Genomic DNA, 24,232 nt, shown 5'->3' on the forward strand with positions numbered 1-24,232 from the left:
CATGGCACGCGGCAAACTCCGTATCTACCTCGGCGCGGCTCCAGGCGTCGGCAAGACCTACGCCATGCTGTCCGAGGCGCACCGCCGGGTGGAGCGGGGCACCGACTGCGTGGTCGCGTTCGTCGAGCACCACCACCGGCCGCGCACCGAGGTGATGCTGCACGGTCTGGAGCAGCTACCCCGCAAGGAGATCGAGTACCGGGACAGCACGTTCACCGAGATGGACGTCGACGCGGTCCTCGCCCGCCGTCCCCAGGTGGCCCTCGTCGACGAGCTGGCGCACACCAACGTCCCCGGATCCCGGAACACCAAGCGCTGGCAGGACGTCGAGGAGCTGCTCGCGGCCGGGATCGACGTGATCTCGACCGTCAACATCCAGCACCTGGAGTCGCTGGGCGACGTGGTCGAGTCGATCACGGGGGTGCGGCAGCGGGAGACGGTGCCCGACGAGGTCGTACGGCGGGCCGGGCAGATCGAACTGGTCGACATGTCGCCGGAGGCGCTGCGCCGCCGTATGGCGCACGGCAACATCTACAAGCCGGACAAGGTCGACGCGGCCCTGTCCAACTACTTCCGGCCCGGCAATCTCACCGCCCTGCGCGAGCTGGCGCTGCTGTGGGTGGCCGACCGGGTCGACGCCTATCTGCAGGAGTACCGCACCGAGCACCGGGTCTCGAAGATCTGGGGCTCGCGCGAGCGGATCGTGGTCGGCCTGACCGGCGGCCCCGAGGGACGCACCCTGATCCGGCGCGCGGCCCGGCTGGCGGAGAAGGGCGCCGGCGGTGAGGTGATGGCCGTCTACATCTCCCGCAGCGACGGCCTGACCGCGGCCTCCCCGAAGGAACTCGCCGTCCAGCGCACCCTGGTGGAGGACCTCGGCGGCACCTTCCACCACGTGGTCGGCGACGACATACCGGACGCACTGCTGGACTTCGCGCGGGGCGTCAACGCCACCCAGATCGTCCTCGGCGTCTCCCGCCGCAAGGGCTGGCAGTACGTCTTCGGGCCCGGCGTCGGCGCCACGGTGGCCCGGGATTCCGGCCCGGACCTCGACGTCCACCTCATCACCCACGACGAGGTGGGCAAGGGCCGCGGACTGCCCGTGGCCCGGGGCGCGCGGCTCGGCCGGGCCCGGATCAGCTGGGGCTGGCTGGTCGGTATCGCCGGGCCCGTCCTGCTGACCTGGCTGCTGAGCGGTGTGTTCCCGGACGTCGGGCTCGCCAACGACATGCTGCTGTTCCTGACGGCGACGGTGGCGGCGGCTCTGCTGGGCGGCCTCTTCCCGGCCCTGGCCTCGGCGGTGGTCGGATCCCTCCTGCTGAACTGGTACTTCACCCCGCCCGTCCACACCCTGACGATCGCCGACCCGGAGAACATCGTCGCCATCGCGATCTTCGTCGCGGTGGCCGCGTCGGTCGCCTCGGTGGTGGGCCTGGCGGCCCGGCGCACTCACCAGGCGGCGCGGTTGCGAGCGGAGTCGGAGATCCTGTCCTTCCTCGCGGGCAGTGTGCTGCGTGGCGAGACCGGCCTGGAGGACCTGCTGGAGCGGGTCCGGGAGACCTTCGGCATGGAATCGGTGGCCCTGCTGGAACGCGAGGGCGACGTGGCGCCCTGGACCTGCGCGGGCAGCGTGGGCCCGCGCCCCTGCAGCGCTCCCGAGGACGCGGACGTCGAGGTCCCGGCCGGCGACCACATGTCCCTCGCCCTGTCCGGCCGTGTCCTGCCCGCCGAGGACCGCCGGGTGCTGGCCGCCTTCGCCGCACAGGCCGTCGTGGTCCTGGACCGCCGCCGCCTCCAGCAGGAGGCCGACCAGGCCAAGGAACTGGCCGAGGGCAACCGCATCCGCACCGCCCTGCTGGCCGCCGTCAGCCACGACCTGCGCACCCCGCTCGCCGGCATCAAGGCGGCGGTCACGTCCCTGCGCACGGACGACATCGAATGGTCGGAGGCCGACCAGGCGGAACTCCTCGCCGCCATCGAGGAGGGCGCCGACCGCCTGGACCACCTCGTCGGCAACCTCCTCGACATGTCCCGCCTGCAGACCGGCACCGTCACCCCGCTCCTGCGCGAGACCGACCTGGACGAGGTGATCCCGATGGCGCTGGGCGGCGTACCCGAGGACAGCGTCGAGCTGGACATCCCGGAGACCCTGCCCATGGTCGACGTGGACCGTGGCCTGCTGGAGCGGTCGGTCGCCAACGTCGTGGAGAACGCGGTCAAGTACAGCCCGCCGGGCGAGCCGGTCCTGGTCGCGGCCAGCGCCCTCGCCGACCGGGTGGAGGTCCGCGTCGTCGACCGCGGCCCGGGCGTGCCCGACGAGGCCAAGTCCCGCATCTTCGAACCCTTCCAGCGCTACGGCGACTCACCCCGCGGCGCCGGAGTGGGGCTCGGCCTGGCGGTGGCCCGCGGCTTCGCGGAGGCGATCGGCGGCACGCTGAACGCCGAGGACACCCCCGGAGGCGGGCTCACGATGGTCCTCAGCCTGCCGAGGTCCGGGGCGGTCCCGGCCCGGCCGGCGCCGGGACCACGGGAGACGGCGATCACCTGAACGCCTGCTCCACAGGTCGGAGCGGGTGGCAACACGGCAAGATAGACCGCCCGGACACTGCCGGGATCCGCACAAGAACCGGCGGCGTGCTGGGACGGAAGCTGTACACCATGACCAATGTTCAACCGCATCCGCGCCGCACCGCGGGCAGGGGCCCGGTGGGGTCGCCGGCCCTCTGCGCGCTGTTGCTCGTGGCCGCCGGCGTGGCCGCGTGGTTCATCCCGAACGCCGCGTCGGACGAGCAGGCCTGGCGCCGGGCCACGCCCTGCACGGTCCAGACGTCCGCCGCCGGGCGGGACGACTGCCTGTCCACCGTCCCGGCGGTGATCGCGAGCACCGACGTCAACGCGCCCAAGCAGCCCAGCTGGCTGTACTTCACGGACAGCCGGCCGATGCACCGACTCCGGGTCTCGGCCGAGGCGGCCCAGGACTTCGAGGCCGGCGACCACGTGGAACTGACCGTCTGGCGCGGGCAGGTGATGAAGGTGGCCGGCGCGGGGAACAGCTGGCACGAGCACATCACCACCGCCCGCTCCCTGGCCGTCGTGGCCGCGCTGCTGGCCCTGGCCGCGGGCTACCCGGCGGCGAAGGTGCTGATGCGTCTGCGGGGACGCCGGCTGCCCGACGACGAAGTCCTTCCCTCGGACCTGCCGTTCGCGGGCGCGCTGGCCGGCACCGCCCTGTGGCTGCTGCCCCTGTGCTTCCTGCACCCCACCGACCTGCTCGCCTCGCCCACACAGATCACCTGGGCGGCCGCGGGCTCGCTGCTCACCCTGGCCCTGCTCGCCTGGGCCTGGCGCGCGACCCGCATCCTTACGCCCGAGGGCGCGGCGGCGGCCGGACGACCGGAGGGGAGCGGGGCCGACGCAACGGCCCAACAGCGGGATCAGGGCGAGGTGTTCGTGTCCGCCCGGTTCCTGGAGTCCACCGACTTCAACCCGAACGGCTTCGGCACCCACATCGCCCTCGGGGACGGCGCACCCGCGGTGACCCCGGGTCCGGGCCGCTTCGCGGCGAAGCGCATCCCGGTCGAGCGGCTCACCGTCAGGAACGTACGGCGGGCCCGGGACAGCGACGGCGACACCGTCCCCAGAAGCTGGCACATCGCCGAACTCGACGACGCCGGCACCCCGATCCGCCTTGCCGCGGCCCCGGCCGACCTGACGCGCATCATCCGCGCGCTGGGGCCGGCCAGGGTCTGACGACGGTTCGAGAACCTGCTCAGCGCACGGTCACGGACGGGGTCGTGGCCGATCCGTTGGTCCAGCCGTAGCGGTGGGCGGTGACCTTGACGGTGATCTTCTGGCCCCGGTCGGCCTTCACCGGCACGTAGGTGGAGTTGGTGGCGCCGGTGATGGTGATGCCGTTGCGCTTCCAGGAGTAGGTGTAGGAGGTGGCGGTCGGCGACCAGGTCCCGTGGGCCGCGGTCAGCTTGTAGCCGACCTTCGCGGTGCCGCTGATGGAAGGGGCCGTGGTGACCTTCAGGGCGGGGCCGACGGCGACCGTGACGGCCGGAGAGGTGGAACTCGTCGCCCCGGCACCGTTGCTGACCGTGACCTTGCAGGACACCTTGTGGGTGTAGTCGGCGGAGGTCAGGGTGCGGGTCTTGCCGGTGGCACCCGAGATCGCCTTGCCGTCGCGCAGCCAGGACCAGGCGGCCGTGGCGTTGTAGCCGGTCCAGGCCGCGTTGCAGGTGAGCTTGGAGCCGGTGCGGGCGGTTCCGCTGACGGCGGCCTTGGAGGTGATCTGCGGCTTGGTCAGCAGCGTCTGGGACTGGGCCCACAGCTGGGAGGTGTAGCTGCCGGGGGAGATGTCCACCGCCTTGCGCCACACCAGCGTGGCCCGGCCGTCGGGGCCGGCGGCGATCTCACCGGACAGCGCTTCCGTGTCGGGGACGGCGGCGACGGGCGTGCTGTTGAGGGCGGTCGCCTTGCTCCACGTGCCGTCGGCCCGGACCGCCCACTCCAGGTAGTGGTCGTTGCCGTTGTCGACGGAGGGCGTCTGCGGCCACACCACCTGGACGGTGCCGTCGGCGCCGATGGCGGCGGACACCTGGTGGTCGACGTACCCGGTGGACAGCGTCTTCGGCGCGGACCAGGTACCGGTGGCGGCGCTGCGGGTGGTGGTCTGCACGACCGGGGTGCCGGCGCTGCTGCTCCAGCCCTCCCACACGTAGGTGACGTCCCCGTTGGGGGCGGCCAGCGGGCCGCTGTCATCGCCGTCGTCGATCGAGCCGACCGCGGTCTGCGCGGAGCCCCAGTCCCCCGTGGGCGTCGTCCGGGTCGCGGACTTCAAGTCGGTCTTGTCCGTGGTGGCGTTGGCGTCGTGCCACAGCACGGTGGTGCGGTCGTGGGCGTCCATCGACACCTGCGCGTCGCCGGCGGTGGCGGTGGTGCCGGGCAGGACCGCGGGGCTGCTCCAGTCGCCGGTGGCGGAGGAACGGGTGACGGTGGAGACGACGTGCTGGTCGTCGTCGAGCTTGTCGCGGGTCTCCCACACCGTGGTGGCCGCTCCGTCGGGGGCCACCGCGAGGTCGAGGCTCCAGAAGGATCCCTTGTCGAAGGAGCCCAGCGGCTCGGCCGCGGACCAGGCGGACGCGCCGGGGGCGAGGGTGGCGGTCATCACCTGGTAGTGCAGGGAGCCGTCACCCTGGTCCCACACGGCGGTGACGGTGCCGTCGGCCGCGGCGGCCAGACGCGGAGTGGACATGTCCAGGCCGTCGTGGGTCGCGAGCGTGCCCGGGTCCGACCAGCCGCCCGCCGCCGCGTCCCAGGCGGTGAAGCGGGCGGCCAGCGAGCCGTCGGCGCCGTTGCCGGTCAGCCAGGTCACCACGGCACCGCCGTCGGCGGTCACCGCCAGCACGGCCCTGGCGCTCGCGCCCTGGTCCGTGAGCAGCGTCCTGGGCGCGCCCCACGTGTCGCTGCCGGCGGGCCGGACGGCGGCCCGGACCTCCCAGCTGGAGGCCCCGGCCTGCTTGTCGCGCCACAGCGCGAACGCCGTGCCGTCACCGGCCACCTTGACGTCGATCAGACTCTGCTGGCCGTCCGAGCCGGTCACGGCGGCCGCGGTGTTCCACGGACCGGCCGAGGCCGTGTACCCGGAAGCGGCGGCGGGCAGGGCGGGGCCCCATACGACCGCGGCCGCCGCTGCTGCCGCGAGTGCGACGGCGGCGGCTCCCGGTCTCCGTATCTTCACTGCCACTACGACTCCTGATCCCCTGGACGACGGCACCGTGCCCGGCGCCGGCTGGAGGATGACGGTATCCGGCCAACATTTGCATTGCCCGGAACCGGCAGTCTCGGGTGGATCAAGATTTCCGGCTGCTGCTTACCCGGCAATGCGCAGGCGAGCGTCATTGCCGGGGCGCGGACGCCGTGAGTCGGGTCAGCGTGCTGCCGTGGCCTGGAATCGCCGGCGCAGAACGATCCCGCCGAGGAGCAGGGCCACGCTCGCGCCGGCGACGGGCAGCATGCCGTCCGCACCGGTGTGCGCGAGCGGGGTCGTGCCGGGGTGCACGGTGATGACGTGACCCGGCTGCGGCTGGCCCACGGGCGGCTTCTTCACCGGAGGCACGGTCTTGACCGGCGGGGTCTGGACCGGCGGGGTCCCGACCGGCGGGGTCTTGACGGGCGGCGTCTGGACCGGCGGGGTCTTGACCGGCGGGGTCTGGACCGGCGGGGTCTGGACCGGCGGGGTCTTGACCGGCGGCGTGGTGACGCTGGAGCCGCCGTTCACGGACGTGTTGCCGAACACCGGGTTGAGGGCCCCGGGCGCGTTGACCGTGTTGCCGCTGACGTTCACCGGCGAATGCACGGGCAACTGGATGTTGTTGCCGCTGATGACGCCCGGGGAGTCCGTGGCCGCGCCCGCGGCCGTCGCCCCGGCGGAGGTGCCGCCCGCGCCGCCCACGTTGGCACAGGAGTTGCCCGCGGCCGGGTTCAGGAGCCCCACGACGTTCACGGTGTTCCCGCAGACGTTCACCGGGACGTGCACCGGGAGCTGGATGGTGTTGCCGGAGATCACACCGGGCGAACCGGCCGTGGAGCCGTTCGCCGTCGAGTCGGCGTACGCCGACCCCGCCACGGCCATCGCGCCCGAGGCGGCCACGACAGCAATCACGCTGTTTCGGGTAACCCGCTTCATAGGTTCCCTGCCTTCCATACATGGTCGCGGGCACTCGCCCGCACAGGGTGAAACGGTCGGTTACCCGTCCGGGTTATGACGAATCAGCCTTTCGCTTCGCCGAACCGAACAATCCGCTGGTGGCACGTGCGCACAGAATGTGCCGCCAAGTCGGCATCTCCTCGTACGTTCCTCTAGTAGCTTTGCTACATGTATCCGACGATTCCCCGGGACAGGCCCCCGGTCCGGCCGGTGGCGACGCACGACGCCGTCCTGGTCGTACCCGGGATCATGGGCACGGAGTTATACGAGGCCGCCACCGGGCGCATGCTCTGGGGTATGGCCAAGGTGGCCGAGTACGCCGCCCGTTGGGACCTCGACAAGGGCATGGACGCGCTCGCGCTGACCGAGGACGAGCGAGCGGGCCGTCTCGGCCGGGTGGTGCCCGGCCGACTGCTGCGCACGCCCGCCTGGATGCCGCTCACCGACGGGTTCGAGCCGTACACGCCGCTGGTGAAGAGCCTGCGCAAGGTGGCCGCCCATCGCGACGCGGTCGCCGAGTTCGGCTACGACTGGCGCCTTCCCGTCGAACACAACGCCAGGTTGCTGGCCGACGCGGTAGACCGGCATCTCACCGCCTGGCGTGCCCACCCCGCCTGCGTGGCGGCCCGCGACCGCGCCCCCGACCAGCGGCCCGCCCGGATCGTCCTCGTCGCGCACTCCATGGGCGGCCTGCTGACCGCTGCGCTCGCGCTGATACCCGGCGCCGTCGACGAGGTGCGCGCCGTCCTCACCGTGGGCACGCCCTTCCACGGTGCCGTCAAGGCCACGGAGATCCTCAACAGCGGCCGCGGCATGCTGGGTCTGCCCGCGAAGAACCTCAGCCGCCTGGCCCGTACCCTGCCCGGAGTGCACGACCTGCTGCCCAGCTACCGCTGCCTGGACACCGGGGACGACGTCGTGGCGCTGACCCCGTCCGACGTGGAGAGCATCGGCGGGGACCATGAACTGGCCCGCGACGCCTTCGAGTTGCACGCCCGACTGGACAAGGCCACGCTGCCGGGCCACCGGATCGTGGAGGGCACGGCCCAGCCCACCACGCAGTCGCTGCGCATCCGCGACGGGGTGGTCGAGGCCCGGCACGTCGGCTACGACCGGCACGACGACGGCGAACTCCTGCGCGACGGGATCGGCCGGCTGGTCGAGTTCGACCACGGCGGCGACGGGACCGTCTACCGCTACTCGACCACGCACGGCGACGTGGACACGTACTCCGTGGCCCAGCAGCACGCCGCCCTCGCGGTCACCGGCTCGGTCGTCGACTTCGCCCAGGGCCTGCTCACCGGAGGCCGGCGCGGCGCCCGGCTCGGCGGCACCGACGTGGGCCTCGACCTCCCGGACCGGGTTCCGGCCGGCACCGAGTTCGAGGTCGTGGTGCGCACCGAGCAGGACCCGGGCCGGGTCAGCTGCCTGGTGGAGGACGCCGGTGCCGAGATGCTCCAGGACCCGGTCCGCAGGCCCGTGCTGATGCCCGTACCGGGGCGCGACGGCGTGCTCGGCGCCCGCGTCCGGCTCGACGCGCCCGGGCTGTACCGCGTGAAGGTGGGCGGCGGAGGCGACCCGGTGACCCGGCTGGTCATGGTGGCCTGACCGGGCCGAGGAAGCGGAGACGGGACGACGCACGGGGGGCTGGGGCCGCATGGACGGGGACGCAGAGGACGAGGGCTTCGCCGTCGTCACGGTGCCGATGGACAGCTATGTCGACGGCGACCGGTTCGCCGAGGTCCACGAGGTCGTGGCCGAAGCGGACGCCGTGGCCCGGCTGCTGAGCGACTGGGGCGGTGAGTACCGGGCCTGGAAGGGTGAGGACCGCACCCTGGGCGCCGCTCAGGTCCGGCTGCGGGAATGGTCCTCGGCACGCCCGCCGCGCAACTCCATGCTGCTGTGGTTCGGCCATGGCGAGTCCAACCAGGACGACGCCCTGCTCGCCGTGCGCGGCGCCGGCACCGACGGTGAGGACGACTCCGTCACGCCCGAGGAGCTGGGCAAGCACCTCGTGGACAACTTCCGGCGCCGGGCGGTCGAGGACCGCTGGGCGGTCGTGGTCGTCGAGGCCTGCGGTGCCGCCCGGTTCGTCGAGAAGCTGCTGGCGTACGTCCTCCAGCGGCGCGCCGCCGTCCGCCTGCTGCTCATCGGCTCGGGCGCGGACCAGGGCAGCGGGTACGTGGCCTCCTTCCGCGAGGTGCTCACCCGGGTGCTGGCCGAGTTCTCCGACAACTACAGCCACATCCGGCTCAGGGACCTGGCGCAGCGCATCCAGGACCTGCTGTCGCCGGGCCGGGTGCTGTGCCTGCTCGAAGGAGACGAGCAGGTGGCCCGCCGGAACCCGGCGGGCCGGCCCGTGATCATGACGCTGGAGGACTACGCCCGGCCGCGCGGGGAACTCCTGCCGTCCCCGGAGCCGGCCGGATCGGCCCCGGCCGAGGCCGTGGTGCCGCCGCCGCGTACCCCGGTCGAGGCGGACGCCCCCACCGGCGAGCTGTCATGGTTCTTCGTCGGCCGGACCGAGGAGCGCAGCCGGATCGCCGACTGGCTGGCGGCCGCCGACCACGGCCTGCTGGCGGTCACCGGACCGCCCGGCTGCGGCAAGTCCGCGCTGCTTGGCCACATCCTGTTACGGACCGGCCGGTCCGCGGAGCCGGCCACCGCCGGTGACGCACCCCGGCACGAGCCGTGGCCCGTGGGCGTCCCGCTGCCCCGCGCGGACACCTTCCTGAACCTCACCGGCGCCTCGGTCCGGCAGGTCGTCGGCCAGCTGGCCCAGGTGTTCGCCGTACCGGCCCCGCCCGACACGGCGGGCGACGACGAACGCATACGCGCCCTCCTGGACGCCGTCCGGTCCGGCGGTCGGCGGCGCCGGACCCTGTTCGCCGACGGGCTGGACGCGTCCGCCGACCCGAACCGGCTCGCCGACCTGCTGCGCCTGCTCGGCGCGCTGCCCGGCGTACGGGTGGTGGCCGGCACCCGGCCGTCGTCCGCGGACAGCCTCGACGTACCGCGTGCCGTCACCGAGGACCTGCTCGACGGGCTGGGGTGCGACGCGGCGAACACCCTGCGCCTGCGCCCGGATCCGCAGGATCTCGCCATCTACGTGCGCGAGGTCCTGCGCGCCGAACGCGCCGCGTTCCAGCACCTGGACATCGACCTGGAGGCGGCCGTGCAGCGCGTCGGCGTCCTCGTCGTGGCACCGCAGGCGGGCGCGGAGCGCGACTTTCTCTACGCCACGCTGGCCGTGCACGAGATCATCGCCGACCCGTCGCTGCTGCTGGACAGCAGACGGGCGGACCTGGCCGACCTGCTCGGCAAGGACCACCGACGGCTGTTCGCCGCCGTCGTCCGGCGCCTGCAGGTCGCGCTGCCGGGCAGTACGGCCGTGCTGCGCGCGCTGGCCTTCGCGCAGGGCCACGGGCTTCCGCGGGCCGAGCGGATCTGGGCCACCGTCGCCTCGGCGCTGAGCGACACCCCCGTCGACGCCGGGCTCCTGGAGGCCGTGGCGCAGGCGGCGGCGCCTTACATCATGCTCGACGCCGAGGACGGACAGGCCGTCTACCGCCTGGCGCACCGCACCTTCCGCGACTTCCTCCTCGGCGACGACACGCAGGCCGGCGACGGACAGACCGGCGACCGACAGGACGACGCCACGCAGGACACCGCCCGGGCGCGAGACGACCGGCTCGCCGTCGTCACCGCCCTGACCCGCCTCGCCGCGACGAAGGACGAGCGGATGACGGCCCTGCCCCGGCCGCACCCCTACCTGCTGCGCCATCTCTCCGCGCACGCCGCCGAGGCGGGCCCCAGAGGATGGCGGGTGCTGGCCGACCACCCCGGGGTGCTCGACCATCTCGACCCGGCGGCGCTGGCCGGCGCCGCGCTGCGGTCCGGCGCCGGGCTCGGCGCGCTGCCCCCGGCGGTCACCGGGGCCCTGGCCCTGGTGCACCTGGCCGTGACCGCGGGCCCGGGCGACCGCAGAGGACTGCGCGAACTCGGCACCTGGCGGACCACGGGCGCCGCCCCGGCCCCGCCCGCCCAGGACTACGACGGTCCCGCCGCGCCCTGGACCGTGCGCTGGGCCGCGCTGCAGCCGCACGCCCCGCACGTGACCCTCGCCGACCTGCACGTCCCGATGCGGTCCCTGCGGGTGCTAGCCCGGCGCACGGACGGGCGGCAGCTGCTGGTCGGCGCCGGGGACGCCGGGGTGGTGCGGGCCTGGGACCTGAGCACCGGCCTCGAAACGGCGCCCGCGCTGCGCGGCGGACCCCAGGACGGATCCCAGTGGGTGCTCGCCCCGCTGTGCGGACCGAGCGGCAAGGACTGGCTCGCCGCCGCCGGGGACGACCGGACGCTGCGGCTCTGGGACGTGCTGACCGGACGCCCGGCGAACACGGAGTACTCGCTGCTCGGGGACGCCGTACGGGCCATGGCGCCGTTCGCGGGAAAACTGGCGATCGGCGATCTCCAGGGCCGGCTCTGGCTGTTCGACCCGGCCGAGGAGCGGGAGGACCGGCACCACCGCACCGGCCACCGTGGCCCGGTGCACGGCATAACCGTCTACACGCTGCCCGGTCCCGGGCCACGACGCGAGCGGCTCGTCACGGCCGACGGCAAGGGCTGGGTCCTGGTGTGGCGGCTGGACCGCCGCCGTTTCGAGCGCGAGTGGCGGGCCCACGACACCGGCGTGCACGCGGTGACGACGTACACCGATCCGCAGGACGGGGTGGTGCTGGCGACGGCGGGTCGGGACGGGACCGTGCGGCTGTGGGACCCGCGGGACGGGCGGGAGTTGGGCCGGCTCGCGGGGCATGAGGGTCCGGTGCACGCGGTGACGGCGTACACGGATCCGGAGGACGGGGTGGTGCTGGCGACGGCGGGTCGGGACGGGACCGTGCGGCTGTGGGACCCGCGGGACGAGCGGGAGTTGGGCCGGCTCGCGGGGCATGAGGGTCCGGTGCACGCGGTCACGGCGTACATGGATCCGCAGGACGGGGTGGTCTTGGCGACGGCGGGTCAGGACGGGACCGTACGGCTGTGGGGTCCGCGGGCCGGGAGCGCGGTCGGGCAGCCCGCGCCGCCGCCGTCCCCGGTCCGCGCCCTGGCCGAGGCCGTCGACCCGGCCGACGGCGGCCTGCTGTGCGTGGCGTACGCCGACGGCGGTGTCGCCCGCTTCGGCGCGGCCGACGGCGCCCGCCGCACCGCGCCGGACCCGGGCGGCCCCGTCGTCGCCATGGCGTCCCTGGAGGACACCGCGGGCGGCTGGCTGCTGGCCACGGCCCACACCGACGGAAGCGTCCGGATCGGCGGCGTCGCCGACGCGGCGGAGCGGATCGAGGCGGCCGTACCGGCCGGGCCGGCGCCGGGTGGCGGGCCGGTGCAGTTCCTGGCCGGGCTCAGGCTCGCCGACGGACAGCAGGCCTTCGCCGGGCTCACCGAGTCCGGCGGGCTGTGCTGGTGGGACGCGCGCACCGGAACCCTGCTGGGGGCCGCCGACACGGGGCTGCCCGGGCCGTTCACGGCGCTGACCGCGATCCCGTACGGCGCGACGACCGCCCTGGCCGTCACCGGTGAGGGCGGCCACCACGTCTGGTGGTCGGCCTCACCGGACGGGCACTGGAACCCGCTGTTCCCCGGGCACACGGGGCGGCTGGCCGCGCCGGCGGTGGTCCGCGGCCCCACGGCCGGGCACCGCGCGCTGGTCACCGTGAGCCGCGAGGGCGAGCTGCGGGTGTGGGACCGCACCGGCACCCGGCTGCTGCACACCGTACGGCTGGGACTGCGCTGCCACGCCCTGACCGCACTGGGCGAGGGCCAGGTCGCGGTGGGGACCCAGGACGGGATCGTGGTCCTCGGCCTCGACCCGAGCGCGTGGGCCGACGAACCCGGCGAGGAGGACACGGGATTGAGCCATGTGGTGTTCGGCGAACGAGCTGACAGGCCGTCGGGTGTCGCCTGAGAATGTCTGGTGCGAGGTACGTCGAGGGGGACGGGCGCATTGAAGAACGTCGCACAGTGCAAGGAACTGATCGACCGGCTCTTCTGCCGTGACGAGGCTCAGTTCGGGGGCTACACGCTGGTCGGGGATCCGGAGATCGTGGTACCGGAACGCCTGGTGCGGGCGACCCTGAACCGCCGCACCGAGACCCACGGGCACGACGCCTACCAGCTCACGATCTTTCTCCAGATCACCGGCCTGGCCGGGGAGTTATGGGAGCACACCGCCCGCAACCTGCTCCGGGTCGGAGCGCTCAACCACCCCGCACTGCCGCAGATCGCCATGGGCAAGTTCGTCCCGAACGAGGACATCGCCTTCACGCTCACCCGGGAACGCGGCAAACCGATCAACATCGACCACACCGTCGCCTGGGCCCGGCGCGCCCCGCGCAGGGCGCTGGAGCACTTCAGCAAGCTGCTGGACGCCCTCAACGAGTTGCACTCGGCGGGCATCATCCACCGCAACCTCACCGCGGCCTCGCTCAACACGCATGTGATCGACGTCTGGGACCCGGACAAGGTCGAGATCGTCCTGTCGCGGTTCGAGATGAGCACCCTGATGGGGAACGTCATCCGGACCGTGGGCGCGGGCAGCAGCCCCGACACGGTGGCCGAGGTCCGCCAGTTCTACACGGCCCCCGCCGGCATCGACCCCGAGCGCCATCTCGCCTTCCTCGCACCGGAGTTGCACTCCTACCTGTTCGACGAGCACACCAGCGTGCGCCGGGACTGGGTGAGCACCGACGTCTACGGGCTGGGGGCCACGGCCTGGGAGTGGTTCTGCGGCCGCATCCCCGACGTCCTGCCCGAACCGTACGCGGAGGTGAAGCAGGCCGGCCCGGCGGACCGCAAGGCCGCGCTTGCCCGGCTGCAGCGGGCCATGGTCTCCCACCTCACCACCGCCAGACTGCCCGAGGCCCTGGCCCAGGCGCTGCGCCGCATGATGGAGCCCCACCCGGACAGCCGCTGGACCGCGTACACCGCGGCGAAGCACCTGGACGAGAACTGGCAGCAGATCCAGGCCCACTGGGCCGGGCCGGAGGACAAGACACCCCGGCTGGTCGCCTTCATGCCGGACGAGAGCGTGCAGATGCTCTACGAGGAACGGCAGTGGATCCGGCACTCCCCGGCCACTCCGGCCGGCCGGGAGGAACTGCGGTTCTTCCTGGAGCGGGAACTGGAGGAGGCCGAACTGGTCCACTCGGAGCGCGGGGCCCTGGGGTACGCCACCGGACCGGAGGACCGGCTCAAGGAAGCCCAGTGGGTGCTGATCGGGCAGCGCGCCGTCTGGTTCTGCGCCGTCCTGTACGACCCCGTCCCCATGACGAACACGCGCAAGCACTTCGAACAGGTCCTGGTCATCAAGTACCTGCGCGACAAGGACATCACCATGGAGCTGGTGACGGCCAAGCGCAGACGCAAGATCGAGAGCCGGCTCGAACTGATCCCCTTCCGGCCCGGACAGGACATGTCCAAGGTCGTCGAGGGCAGGCGCTCGTGGACGGACCTGCAGGAAGAGGTGAACGGGCACGCCGGCAGCGACACGCTCAACGAGATGTACCTGCGCTCGCTGCAGTTCCTCCTCAGCTATCAGCGGGTGGTGCTCCAAGCCCGGTCCTACCCGTTCCGCAAGGTCGAGACCGGCCACCAACAAGGCACGGTGACCATCGAGTTCGACGAGGAAGCGGACGCCGAACGCCGGCACGCCAGCCCGATGCTGGCCGCCTACGCGCTCGACGAGCGGCGCCGGCCGCGGTTCGGGGACTTCTTCACCGGGCTCGACGGCGAACGCGAGGGCAAGGCCACCCTGCTGAACGTGGTGCGCCGCGGCTCCACCCGCGAGCCGTACTTCGGCGGCTCGGGGGTCACCGCGGTCTTCCAGGAGTACGTCGACCCCCAGACGATCAGGGTCACCGTGCAGGGCGGGGGCAGCATCCCCAAGACGGGCTGGATCCGGCACGTCGACGACGGCGGCAGCGGCCCCCAACTCGACCGGCAGGAACGCGGACTGGCCCTGCTGAGGGCGCAGCCGCTGCTCATCGAGTCACTGCGCGCGCCGTTCTCGTTCGACCTGGGGCGCGGCCGCTGGATCGACCCCCATCCGCTGGAGGGCGAGGTCGACTTCGGCCCCACCTCCCGCAAGCTCATCGAGCGGATGCTCGGCACCCACCCGCTCTTCGCCCTGCAGGGACCGCCCGGCTCCGGCAAGTCGACCCTCACGGCCGCCGCCGTACGCCGCAACCTGGCCGTGGAGCAGGGGGCCCGGATCCTGGTCACCTCGCAGTCCAACCACACCCTCGACGGCCTGGCGCGCAAGCTCATCCAGCAGCAGGGCCCGCGCACCCTCATCCTGCGCGAGACGCCCGCGGAGAAGGAGGACGAGGTACGGGACGAGTTGGTGCGCTCCCACACGCTCACCCACCTGACCCGGTCGGTGCAGGACGCCTCGACCCGGTTGCTCAGGGCCAGGCTCGCCCGCAAGTCCTACGAGCACCCGCCCTACGCCGACGCCCCGTACCCGCGCGAGCTGGTCGAGCTGGGGAACCGCTGGTGGATCGACCTGCCGAACCTGCCCCCGCTGGAGGAGGCGCGCCGGGACCTGGCGGAGCAGTGGCTGCAGCACATCACCTCCAACCAGCTCGAACTCAGCGAGCGGATCCGCAGCGGGGCCAGTGTGGTCCTCGCCACCTGCTCCATCGCCGCGACCATCAACGACGGCCGCTGGGATCCGAGAGACCTGTTCGACTGGGTGATCGTGGAGGAGGCCGCCAAGGCGTGGTCGACCGAGATCATCGTCCCGCTGGTCCTCGGGGTGCGCTGGACCCTCATCGGCGACCACCTGCAGCTCGGGCCGCACCGCGGGGAGGAACTGGAGGCCTTCCTCGACTCGCTGCGGGGCCACAAGGACCCCCTGGTGGCCCTCGAGTACGAGCAGAAGGACGACCACCTCAACGCCCTGCGGCTGTTCGAGCAGATCTTCGCGGACAAGACCGAACGCGACTACCAGCAGATGGACTCGGCCGTGGGCCGTATCGAGAAGCAGTTCCGCATGGACAAGACCATCGCCGAACCGGTCAGCAGGGCCTTCTACCCCCGCGTCCCGCCGCGCGAGGAGAACGGGCTGCCTGTCAGCTTCCTGGAGACCGATCGGTACAAGCCGCACGACCTGACCGCCCCGAACTTCCTGCGCGGCAGGTCGCTCGTCTGGGTCGACACCAGCGGCTGCGAGGGATTCGGCGACGAACCCCGCTGGCGCAACATGGGGGAGGTGGACCTGGTGGACCGGATCGCCCAGTGGATGCAGCCGGCCTCCGCGCCTCCCGACCGCCTCGACGACGACGGCAGCCTCGCCGTACTCACGCCCTACAAGGCCCAGTTGGACCTGCTCGGCGGCCGGGACTCGCTGCGCGGCCGCGAGTACACCGTGCACTCCTTCCAGGGCCGGGAGGCCGACCGGGTCATCGTGTCCCTGGTGCGCAGCACCGCCGACCCGAGCGGCGGCATCGAGCGGAACGTGGGCCACGTGGGTCGGCGCGAGCTGATCAACGTGCTGATGTCACGGGCCAAGCGGCTGCTCGTCGTCGTGGGCGACCTGCAGCACTTCGCCACCTACGGCGGTGAGCACTGGGCGACGGTCGCCAAGGTGCTGCGTCACTACGGCACCGTCGTCTCCGCCGACGAAGTGGGGCGGCCGTGATCAACGACCTGGTCCAACTGGCGCTGCCGTGCCGCATGCTGACCCTCAAGATGCAGGTCGGCCCGGAGGACGGCGAGACCACCCTGGAGACCCTCGTCACCAAGGCCATCGGCACCGGGCTGACCAAGGTGCAGGACCTGGCCGACCTGTTCGTCCTGCCGTACCGGGTCGTGCTCGACGTGGTGACCTCGCTGTGGGCGCGCGGGCTGGTCTCCATCGACCTGGAGAGCGGCGACCTCGAACTGAGCGACGGAGGCCGCGACAGCATCGAAGCGGGCTCCGCGGCGGCCGAGGAGAACGGGGTGCAGGAGAGCCGGTCGTACCTCTTCGAGCCGATCACCGGCAGCTTCTTCGCGGAGCGGGAGGGCACGGCCAAGTCGCCGCCGGGGGCCCTGCGCGCCCCCGTGGACCACGGGCTGAAGGCCTCGGACCTGCCGCCGCGCGACTTGTTGGCCGCGGTCCGCGCGGCCACCCGGTACGGCGGTGGGGCCGGCTTCCGGCGTCGCATCCTCAACGTCAGCTTCGGCAACCCGCTGCTCCAGCCACCCCAGGAGATCCGCTGGTACACCGTCGGGGTCCTGGTCCGGGCCGACGACGACAGCGGGCGGCTGACCGTGTCCGTCGCCGACCCGGGCAAGCGGTTCTGGAGCGCCCGTGCCGAGGCCCGCTTCCAGGAGTACTTCGCCCGGCTCGGCGACGAACAGCCGGACAGCGGCCTGGTGCAGGCGCTGCGCGGGAGGGCGAGCCGGGTCCTGCTCGAACCCGAGGGCGTCCCGCAGCTTCTGACCCGGCTCGCGACCGAGGTCGAGAAGCTGCCGCGGGTCGAGGCCCCCCACACCGGGCAGGCGCAGCAGAAGCTGGAGGACGTCGGACGCCAGATCCAGCAGCGGCTGCGGGGACTGCTCCAGGCACGCGCGGATCTGGAGCCGATCGAGAACTCCCAGGGCCACGAGTGGGCGCTGAAGGAACTGCTGGCCGAGGCGGACAAGCAGGTCGTCATCGTCTCCCCGTCGATCCGCTACTCCACCCTGAAAGCCCTGCTGCCCGAGCTGCATGACGCGCTCAAGCGCAAGGTCCGGCTCGTCTTCTCCTGGGGACGCACGATCGGCGACTCGCTCGCCCCCGAGGTGCGCACCGCGCTCAGCGAGCTGGCGGCCAAGTACCCGGGGCGGGTGCTGCTGTCCGCCGCGAGCGTGCGCACCGCGGCCTGCGTCGTGATCCAGGACAACGTGCGCGCCTACGTCAGCGCCCACAGCCCGCTCGACCTGGTGAGCGGTTCCGACGGCCAGCTGACGGGACTGCTGATCGAGCCGTCGAAGTATGGTCCCGAACTGCCCGCGTGCGTCGCGGACCTGCTGCTGTGGGTCCGCCGGACCGGGTTCTCCGGCCAGGAGCGGCTGCAGGTCCTCACCCACCAGGACGAGTTCCCCGCGGCCGACGACGTCGAGCCGCTCGGCGCCGAGATCGCCGAGACGCCGCTGCCGCCGGGGCCCGCCGACGACACCCCCGAGATGAGGCGGATCTGGGCGGCGAGCTGGCACGAGCACCAGGCCGCGCTCGCCGACGCCGTCCGGCAGGCCACGGACGAGGCGCCGAGCGTGGAACTGGTGGAGGACGGCGCCCACCAGGACTACCTGTGGCAGGCGCTGCACGGCGCCACCGAGCGGCTGGTCCTCGCCGACGACCGCATCAGCGCCCGGGCCGCCACCGAACGCGTCGCCGGAGCCCTGCGGGAGTGCGCCGACAGGGGCGTCGCGGTGCACCTGGTGCAGCCCTCCCCGGGCCGGGACGCCGACGCCGTAAAGGCGTTCACCAAGGTCGTCGAGGGAACCCGGGGCATCACCGTGCACCGGCGGCGCTCCGGGGTGCGGCTGGTGGCCCGTGACGACACCCTGCAGCTCGGCAGCTTCGCCCCGCTGGGGCGGGTCTCCCCCCGGGCGGAGGGCACCGGCACCCCCAGCCAGCTCGGGGTACGGGTGCACGGCTCCCGGCTGGTGACCGACCTGCTCTCCCGGCTGGGCGTCGAGCAGGACCCGGACCCCGCACCGCGGCAGCAGGAGCCCGCCGCACCCGCCCCGCCGGTCACCGACGGCGCGACCGCCGCGTACGGCGCCCTGGTGACGGCGCGTCAGGCCGACGCCGAGGGCCGGTACGGCGAGGCGCTCACGGACATCCTGCGCGACCTCGACGACCCCTGGCGGGTCCTGGAGGTCTGGGAGGAGCGCAAGGTCTCCGCCACCGATCTGCGCCGCGCCGCCGCCACGCTGTTGCGCCTGGGCGACCGGGTGCCGTCCGTGCACCGCCGGCGCTGGTGCCGGTGGCTGGTCAGGGACGCCTGGAGCCGGTCCGCCTTCTTCGAGGCCGCGCTGGTCGGGCGCCTGCTGCCGAACAACGGCGAGCGGCTGACGGCGGCCGTGTGCACGGCGGCGCTGCCGCTGGAGTTCGGCCCGGTCGGCGAGGCGCTGGAGCTCGCCGCCCTGGAGGTCGAGAACGAGGACGACCAGGCGGTCGCGGCCGTCGGCGGGCTCGCCGAGACGCTGCTGTGGGGCGGCTCCTCGGGCGGCCAGGTGGTCGACCTGTACGGCGAGACCCTGTCGCCCCGCTGGCGTGAACTGGCCGACGCCGTCCGCGAACTGGGCCTGCCCGAAGGGCGCGGCCTGCCGCTGGACGCGTTCACCGCGGAGCTGGCCACGGCCCTGACCGCCGCCGAGGCGGAGGAGCGCTGGGCCGCGCTGGGCCACAAAATCGACGAGATCCGGCGGCGCCGCGGCCGCTTCAACTTCGACGCGGGACAGGCTTGGCACGACGGCATGTTCGCCGCGGACGGCATCCTCACCCGCATCGAGGCGGCGACCACGGAGCCCCCGCTCCGCCCCGGGCTGGGCCCCGACCTGCCCACCGACGTCCGCCGCCACGTCGACCGGCTGGTCGCCGCAGCCGGGGAGGAACCCATCCAGTGGCGCAAACAGATGTCGCACCTCAACCGAATAGAGCAGCTGGTACTGGAGGCGCGCCGGCTGTCCGTCGGCGCCGTGAGCCGGGCCGAGGCCGGTGAACCGGTCCTGGGCCACTTCCGGAGGTTCGCCGTGCTGACGGCCCAGGCCTGGGACGGGCTGTTCAGCGAGGCCGACGTCCTTCAACCGCCGTATCGCCATCCCCCGCTGGCGCTGCTGGAGCGCCTGAAGCCGGTGGCCGAGTGGGCAAGGGTGCACGCATGACCGACGACCCCGTGATCGAACTGCTGGGCCGCTGGCCGGGGCGCTTTTGCTACGGCCGGCTGGCGGTGGAGCTGCGCAGGCCGGAGCGGCTGGACGACGACACCCTCACCGATGCCGTGCTGCGCGGCATCGCCGAGGACGAGGACGAGCAGGCGGTCTTCGAGAGCCTGCTGCGGGAGGGGGAGGTGGAGGCCGCCGAGTACCTCCTGGAGAACGGCCCGTTGCCGGACCAGGCCCAGCTCTCCCGTCGCCTGCAGGCCGTCACGGCCCGCCGGCAGGAGCTGCTCGGGGAACTCGACTCCCGCTGGGCCGCCGTGCAGAAGCAGGCCCTGGAGGCGGACCTGCCCCTGCCCGACCTGGACCTGGCGGAGCTGGAGAGGCGGTGCGTCGTCTCCTGGCCCGAGACGCTGCCCCTGCTCGAACAGGCCGAAGCCGATTTTGGGCAGAGGCTGCGGGACGAGCAGGAGGAGCTGCATGAGCGGCTGAGGGAGCGGCAGGCCGCGGGCACGGTCGACGCCGCGGGGGCGGAGTCGAGCCGCGCGCTGATCGACGCGGGGCTGCTGCGGGCCGCGGCCCGGGAGATCGACGACGGCACGCGCAGCTCCGGCCCGGAGCGGGTGCCCGCCCTGCCCGCCTGGATGCCGGGGGTGTCCCCGGAACAGCTCCTCGAATGGCACCTCGATCCGGTCCAGCAGCAGCGGCAGGCGCGCTACGCCGCCTGGGCACCGGCCGACGGCTCGGCCCGGCAGCTGGTCGAGGCGTACGCCTCCCTGGCCGACGGCGGCTTCGACACGGCCCAGCGCTTCGCCACGGCGCTCAACTGCTTCCTGAACCGGGACGACGCCGAGGACGTCAGGCCCGACGAGGTCACGGGCGGATATCTCACCACCGTGTCGCGGGCGTTCGCCGATCCGGAGATCGCGCGCTTCAGGCCCCTCGGCAACCTGGACCTGTTCATCGGCGGGCCCGAGACCCGGGAGCCCGAGGGGATGGAGAAGGTTCCCCCGTTCGTGGCCGTGGGCCCGGCCCTGCAGGCATCGGCGGGCCGCGGCGGGTGCGCGGTGCTCGGTCTGCGGGCACTGCTGCAGCTGGCCACCCTGCGCACCGGACGCTCCACGGCACTGCTGCGGGTGCTGGGACCCCAGTGGCCACTGGCCGCGTTCACGGGCCGTACACCGGACGAACTCGACGAGCTGCTCGGACCGGACGAGTCCACGAGGTGGCTGACCCTTCGCTGGATCCTCGACCTGACCGGCCTCGGCGGCATCACCGTCGCCGACGCGCTCGCGTACGCGACCGGCTGGGACCCCGCGCTGCTCCACCTCTTCCTGCAGGCCCTGGCCGAGCGCCACGGCCGGGCCGGCGGCGGCCGGCGGTGGCTGCCCCAGTGGCGTCAGGACCGGCCGTTCACGGCGGCCGTCGAGGACACGGTGCTCAGGCCGCTCGGCCCGTCCCTCGTCGCGCGGATCGCGTTCTGGGCCGCGCTCGCGGCGGCACCGCCCGGCGAGGAGGTCACGGCGGAGGAGCTTCTGACGGAGGCGCAGTACGCGGCCGACGTGATCCCCGACGCCGAGGCGGTCAGGGCCGCCATGGCCGGGCTCGTGCGGCTCCGGTCGGCCGAGGATGCCTCCGCCGACCGAGTCCGGTTCCGCCGCTGCGGAGTCCTGGCCGTCCTCGGCGACCAGGCGCACCAGCGGCTGGACGCGGCTCTGCGGGACTGGGCGGCTCTCCCGCAGGACGCCGCGCCCGAGGACGACGGCCACGCCGTACGCCAGTGGGAGGCCCGGCGGCACGGCCTCAGCCCCGCGTACGACGACTACATGGCGGCCCTGTCCGACTCCGCTCCCGCCGCCGACCTGGACACCCGGCTGGCCGAGCTGGCGGCGCAGACCGCCGAGAACCCGGTGGACCGACAGCGCGTCGAGGGCACCACGGACCTGGTCCCGCTGCTGCGCGAGATGGCCGGCATGTGGCAGCAGGCGTTCCCCGGTCCGCAGGTGGAGATCGGCGCTCCGGCCGCGGCCGTGGCCCGGATCAGCACGCGTGCCGCGCAGGTGCTGTTGTACGAGCTGCTGGCGAACGCGGGGGAGGCGCTGGCCGGTTCGGACACCGGGCGCGTCGCGATCCAGGTCGAGCCGTCCGGGGACGAATGGCTGGTCGACGTCAAGGACAGCGGCCCGGGCATCACCTACCCGGTGGGCCGGGAGGACCTGGTCTTCCGTGCGGGCCGCTCGACCAAGAGCAAGGACCGGGGAGACGGTCTCCACCGCGCCCGGCGCATCGCCGAGGCGGTGGACGGAGACGTCCTCCTGGCCTCGCGCTCGCACGGCCACCCGGTCCTGAAGGGCGCCCACTTCCGCCTGATAGTGCCGATGGGCTGAGCGGAGGGATCCCGCTCAGCCCATCGGTCAGGGGGTTCAGCGCAGGCGCAGGGCTTCGCGGATGGTGGTGAACAGGTCGGTCTGGTCGGTGACGCCGAGGACGCGGAACGCCTGCGGGCCCTGGGCGGCGATGCGGACCTGGGTGCCGGTGTGCTCCTGGGACTGGCCCGGGGTGTTGGTCGAGTAGTTGACCTTCAGCTGCTGGCCCTCGTTGGTGACGAGCGTGGAGGACAGGCCGGGCGGGGTGGCCTCCAGCGGGACGATCTGGCTGGTGTGGCCGTGGTCGGCGGTGGTGACGACCAGGGTGTCGGGGTGCTTGGTGGCGTAGGCGCGGGCCACCTTGACCGCGCGGTCGAAGGCGGCGGTCTCACCGATCTGGCCGCACGGGTCGGCCGCGTGGTCCTGCTTGTCGATCGAGGCGCCCTCGACCTGCAGGAAGAAGCCCTGGTTCGAGTGCTTGGCCTTCTGCTTGGCCTCCAGCAGCTGGATGGCCTTCGTGGCGGAGTCGGCGAGGCTCGGGGTGGTGGCCGGGCGGTTGGGGTTGGAGGTCACGCAGCGCTGCGCGTCGGTGCCGCCGACGGCGGCCGCCTTGCCGGTCCACTCGACGGGCACGTTGCCCGTGGCCAACGCGGCGCGACGCGCTCGCGCCCACCGCTGCTGACGCGCTGAAGAACCTCACCGACCGCGGTGTCGCCGTGAAGATCCTCACCGGCGACCACCCCGGCACCGCCGCCCGCGCCTGCCGCGACCTCGGCATCCCCGTCACCGAGGGCGCGATTGCCGACGCCGGCCGCACCGACACGCTCACGGACGCCGAACTGTGCGCCCTCGCCCGCCGTACGACCGTCTTCGCCCGCTGCACCCCGGACCACAAGGCCCGGATCACCCGGGCCCTGCGCACCGCGCCGGACACACCGTCGGCTTCCTCGGCGACGGCGTCAACGACCTCCCCGCGCTGCGCGCCGCCGACGTCGGCATCGCCCCGCGCACCGCCGCCGACGTGACGCGCGAGGGCGCTGACGTCGTACTCGCCGGGAAGGACCTCACCGCGCTCGACCACGCCATCGCCGCGCGCCGGCACGCGGGCGGCAACATCGCCACCTACCTGCGCATCACGCTCTCCTCCAACCTCGGCAACGTGATCGCGATGCTCTCCGCCGGCCTGCTCCTGCCCTTCCTGCCGATGCTCCCGGCGCAGGTCCTCACCCAGAACCTGTGCTTCGACGCCGCCCAGCTCGCCTTCGCCCACGACCGCCCGCACCCCTCGGTGCCACGCCGGCCGACGGGACTGCGCCCGCGCGACCTGCTGCGCTTCATCACCGGCTTCGGCACGCTCAACGCGGTCGCCGACCTCGCCACCTTCGCCGTCCTCGCGCTCGCCCTGCACGGGCCGGGGACCGGGGACGACGAGGCGGTGTTCCACTCAGGATGGTTCACCGAGAACCTCCTCACCCAGTCCCTGGTCATGGTGCTGCTCCGGGCCGGCCGCCACACCGCCGGCCGTCGCAGACCGGGCCCCGTCACCTGGGCCGCGCTCGCCCTCGCCGCCATCGGCCTGGCGCTTCCACCGTCACCGCTCGGCCCGGTGCTCGGCCTGACCGGCCTCCCGGTGCTGTACTACGTCCTGCTCGTCGCCGTCCTGGCCGTGTACGCCGCCGGTCTCCTGGCGGCCGGCTCCCGCGCCGCGCGCAGGCTCCAGCCGGCCCGCGGGGTGCCTCACCTGTGAATTGTGTGTGGATCTGTGCTGCTCGGGCCAGGGGTTTGTTAGATTGCGCAATCACGCAACCAAGGTGATGGGCCCGACCGTCGTGGGAGTGGGTAGATGAGCGAGCCGTGGGACGGCCGGGGTGGCCAGGCCACGCGCAGCCGCAGCGCCCGGGTGCCCGGACAGCGCACGGGCGAGCCCGACGGCCCGCGCCCGGGCGGCCGGGCCGCGGCCCGCGCCGCATCCCGCTCGCACGGCAGCTCACGGTCGCATGACAGCAGGCGTTCGCACGGCACCACGCGTTCACGACGCCGGGCCCGCCCGGCAGGGCGCGGCAAACGGGTGCTGAAGATCCTCGCGATATGCCTGTCCGTCCTCGTCGTGGTCACCGCCGGCGCGGGTTGGTGGTTCTACCAGCACCTGAACGGCAACATCCGGAGTGTGTCGCTGGACGGCAAGGGTGGTACGGAGAAGGCCGATGCGTTCGGTCGTACGCCGATCAACATTCTGGTGATG

General features: G+C 73.3%; 8 protein-coding genes and 4 pseudogenes. 9 read left to right on the forward strand and 3 right to left on the reverse strand.

Annotated features, from left to right (window positions below):
- Window position 1: 1 nt before the first annotated feature.
- Window positions 2–2,548 (forward strand): DUF4118 domain-containing protein, encoded by a 2,547-nt coding sequence (locus ACFY3C_RS18305; RefSeq protein ID WP_390771445.1) that lies wholly within the window; start codon window positions 2–4, stop codon window positions 2,546–2,548.
- 137 nt (window positions 2,549–2,685) lie between these two features.
- Window positions 2,686–3,750 (forward strand): annotated as a pseudogene (locus ACFY3C_RS18310) (PH domain-containing protein); the annotation flags it as partial.
- Window positions 3,751–3,769: 19 nt separating this feature from the next.
- On the opposite strand, the gene ACFY3C_RS18315 reads toward ACFY3C_RS18310, so the two are convergent.
- Together ACFY3C_RS18315 and ACFY3C_RS18320 are read right to left on the reverse strand one after the other, a co-directional pair.
- Entirely contained in the window at window positions 3,770–5,749 is a 1,980-nt protein-coding gene (locus ACFY3C_RS18315) for a hypothetical protein (protein WP_390771446.1), read from the reverse strand.
- 183 nt (window positions 5,750–5,932) lie between these two features.
- Complete coding sequence (locus tag ACFY3C_RS18320) at window positions 5,933–6,667, reverse strand: chaplin family protein (RefSeq protein WP_390771447.1); 735 nt, start codon at window positions 6,665–6,667, stop codon at window positions 5,933–5,935.
- 213 nt (window positions 6,668–6,880) lie between these two features.
- Between ACFY3C_RS18320 and ACFY3C_RS18325 the strand changes: the two genes are divergently transcribed.
- The 5 genes from ACFY3C_RS18325 to ACFY3C_RS18345 are packed head-to-tail and all read left to right on the forward strand — an operon-like array spanning window position 6,881 to window position 22,011.
- Window positions 6,881–8,320: an esterase/lipase family protein gene (locus ACFY3C_RS18325; RefSeq protein ID WP_390771448.1), complete on the forward strand. Its 1,440-nt coding sequence runs from the start codon at window positions 6,881–6,883 to the stop codon at window positions 8,318–8,320.
- Between the two features lie 49 nt (window positions 8,321–8,369).
- On the forward strand, window positions 8,370–12,677 hold the full coding sequence (locus tag ACFY3C_RS18330; RefSeq protein ID WP_390771449.1) for an AAA family ATPase: 4,308 nt from the start codon (window positions 8,370–8,372) through the stop codon (window positions 12,675–12,677).
- Between the two features lie 39 nt (window positions 12,678–12,716).
- Window positions 12,717–16,412 carry an AAA domain-containing protein gene (locus tag ACFY3C_RS18335; protein ID WP_390771450.1) on the forward strand — a complete coding sequence of 1,232 codons (3,696 nt, stop codon included), beginning with the start codon at window positions 12,717–12,719 and terminating at the stop codon, window positions 16,410–16,412.
- Complete coding sequence (locus ACFY3C_RS18340) at window positions 16,409–19,630, forward strand: hypothetical protein (RefSeq protein WP_386573106.1); 3,222 nt, start codon at window positions 16,409–16,411, stop codon at window positions 19,628–19,630. Before ACFY3C_RS18335 ends, ACFY3C_RS18340 begins: the two co-directional genes overlap by 4 nt.
- On the forward strand, window positions 19,627–22,011 hold the full coding sequence (locus tag ACFY3C_RS18345) for an ATP-binding protein (protein ID WP_390771451.1): 2,385 nt from the start codon (window positions 19,627–19,629) through the stop codon (window positions 22,009–22,011). The genes ACFY3C_RS18340 and ACFY3C_RS18345 overlap by 4 nt, the downstream gene beginning before the upstream one ends.
- A gap of 36 nt (window positions 22,012–22,047) precedes the next feature.
- On the opposite strand, the pseudogene ACFY3C_RS18350 reads toward ACFY3C_RS18345, so the two are convergent.
- Window positions 22,048–22,635 (reverse strand): annotated as a pseudogene (locus ACFY3C_RS18350) (alkaline phosphatase); the annotation flags it as partial.
- A 2-nt stretch (window positions 22,636–22,637) separates the two neighbouring features.
- On the opposite strand from ACFY3C_RS18350, the pseudogene ACFY3C_RS18355 reads away from it, so the two are divergent.
- Window positions 22,638–23,737 (forward strand): annotated as a pseudogene (locus ACFY3C_RS18355) (HAD-IC family P-type ATPase); the annotation flags it as partial.
- Window positions 23,738–23,833: 96 nt separating this feature from the next.
- Window positions 23,834–24,232 (forward strand): annotated as a pseudogene (locus ACFY3C_RS18360) (LytR family transcriptional regulator); the annotation flags it as partial.

This window comes from Streptomyces sp. NPDC001410 (assembly GCF_042895235.1).
In the GTDB taxonomy this organism is placed as follows: domain Bacteria; phylum Actinomycetota; class Actinomycetes; order Streptomycetales; family Streptomycetaceae; genus Streptomyces.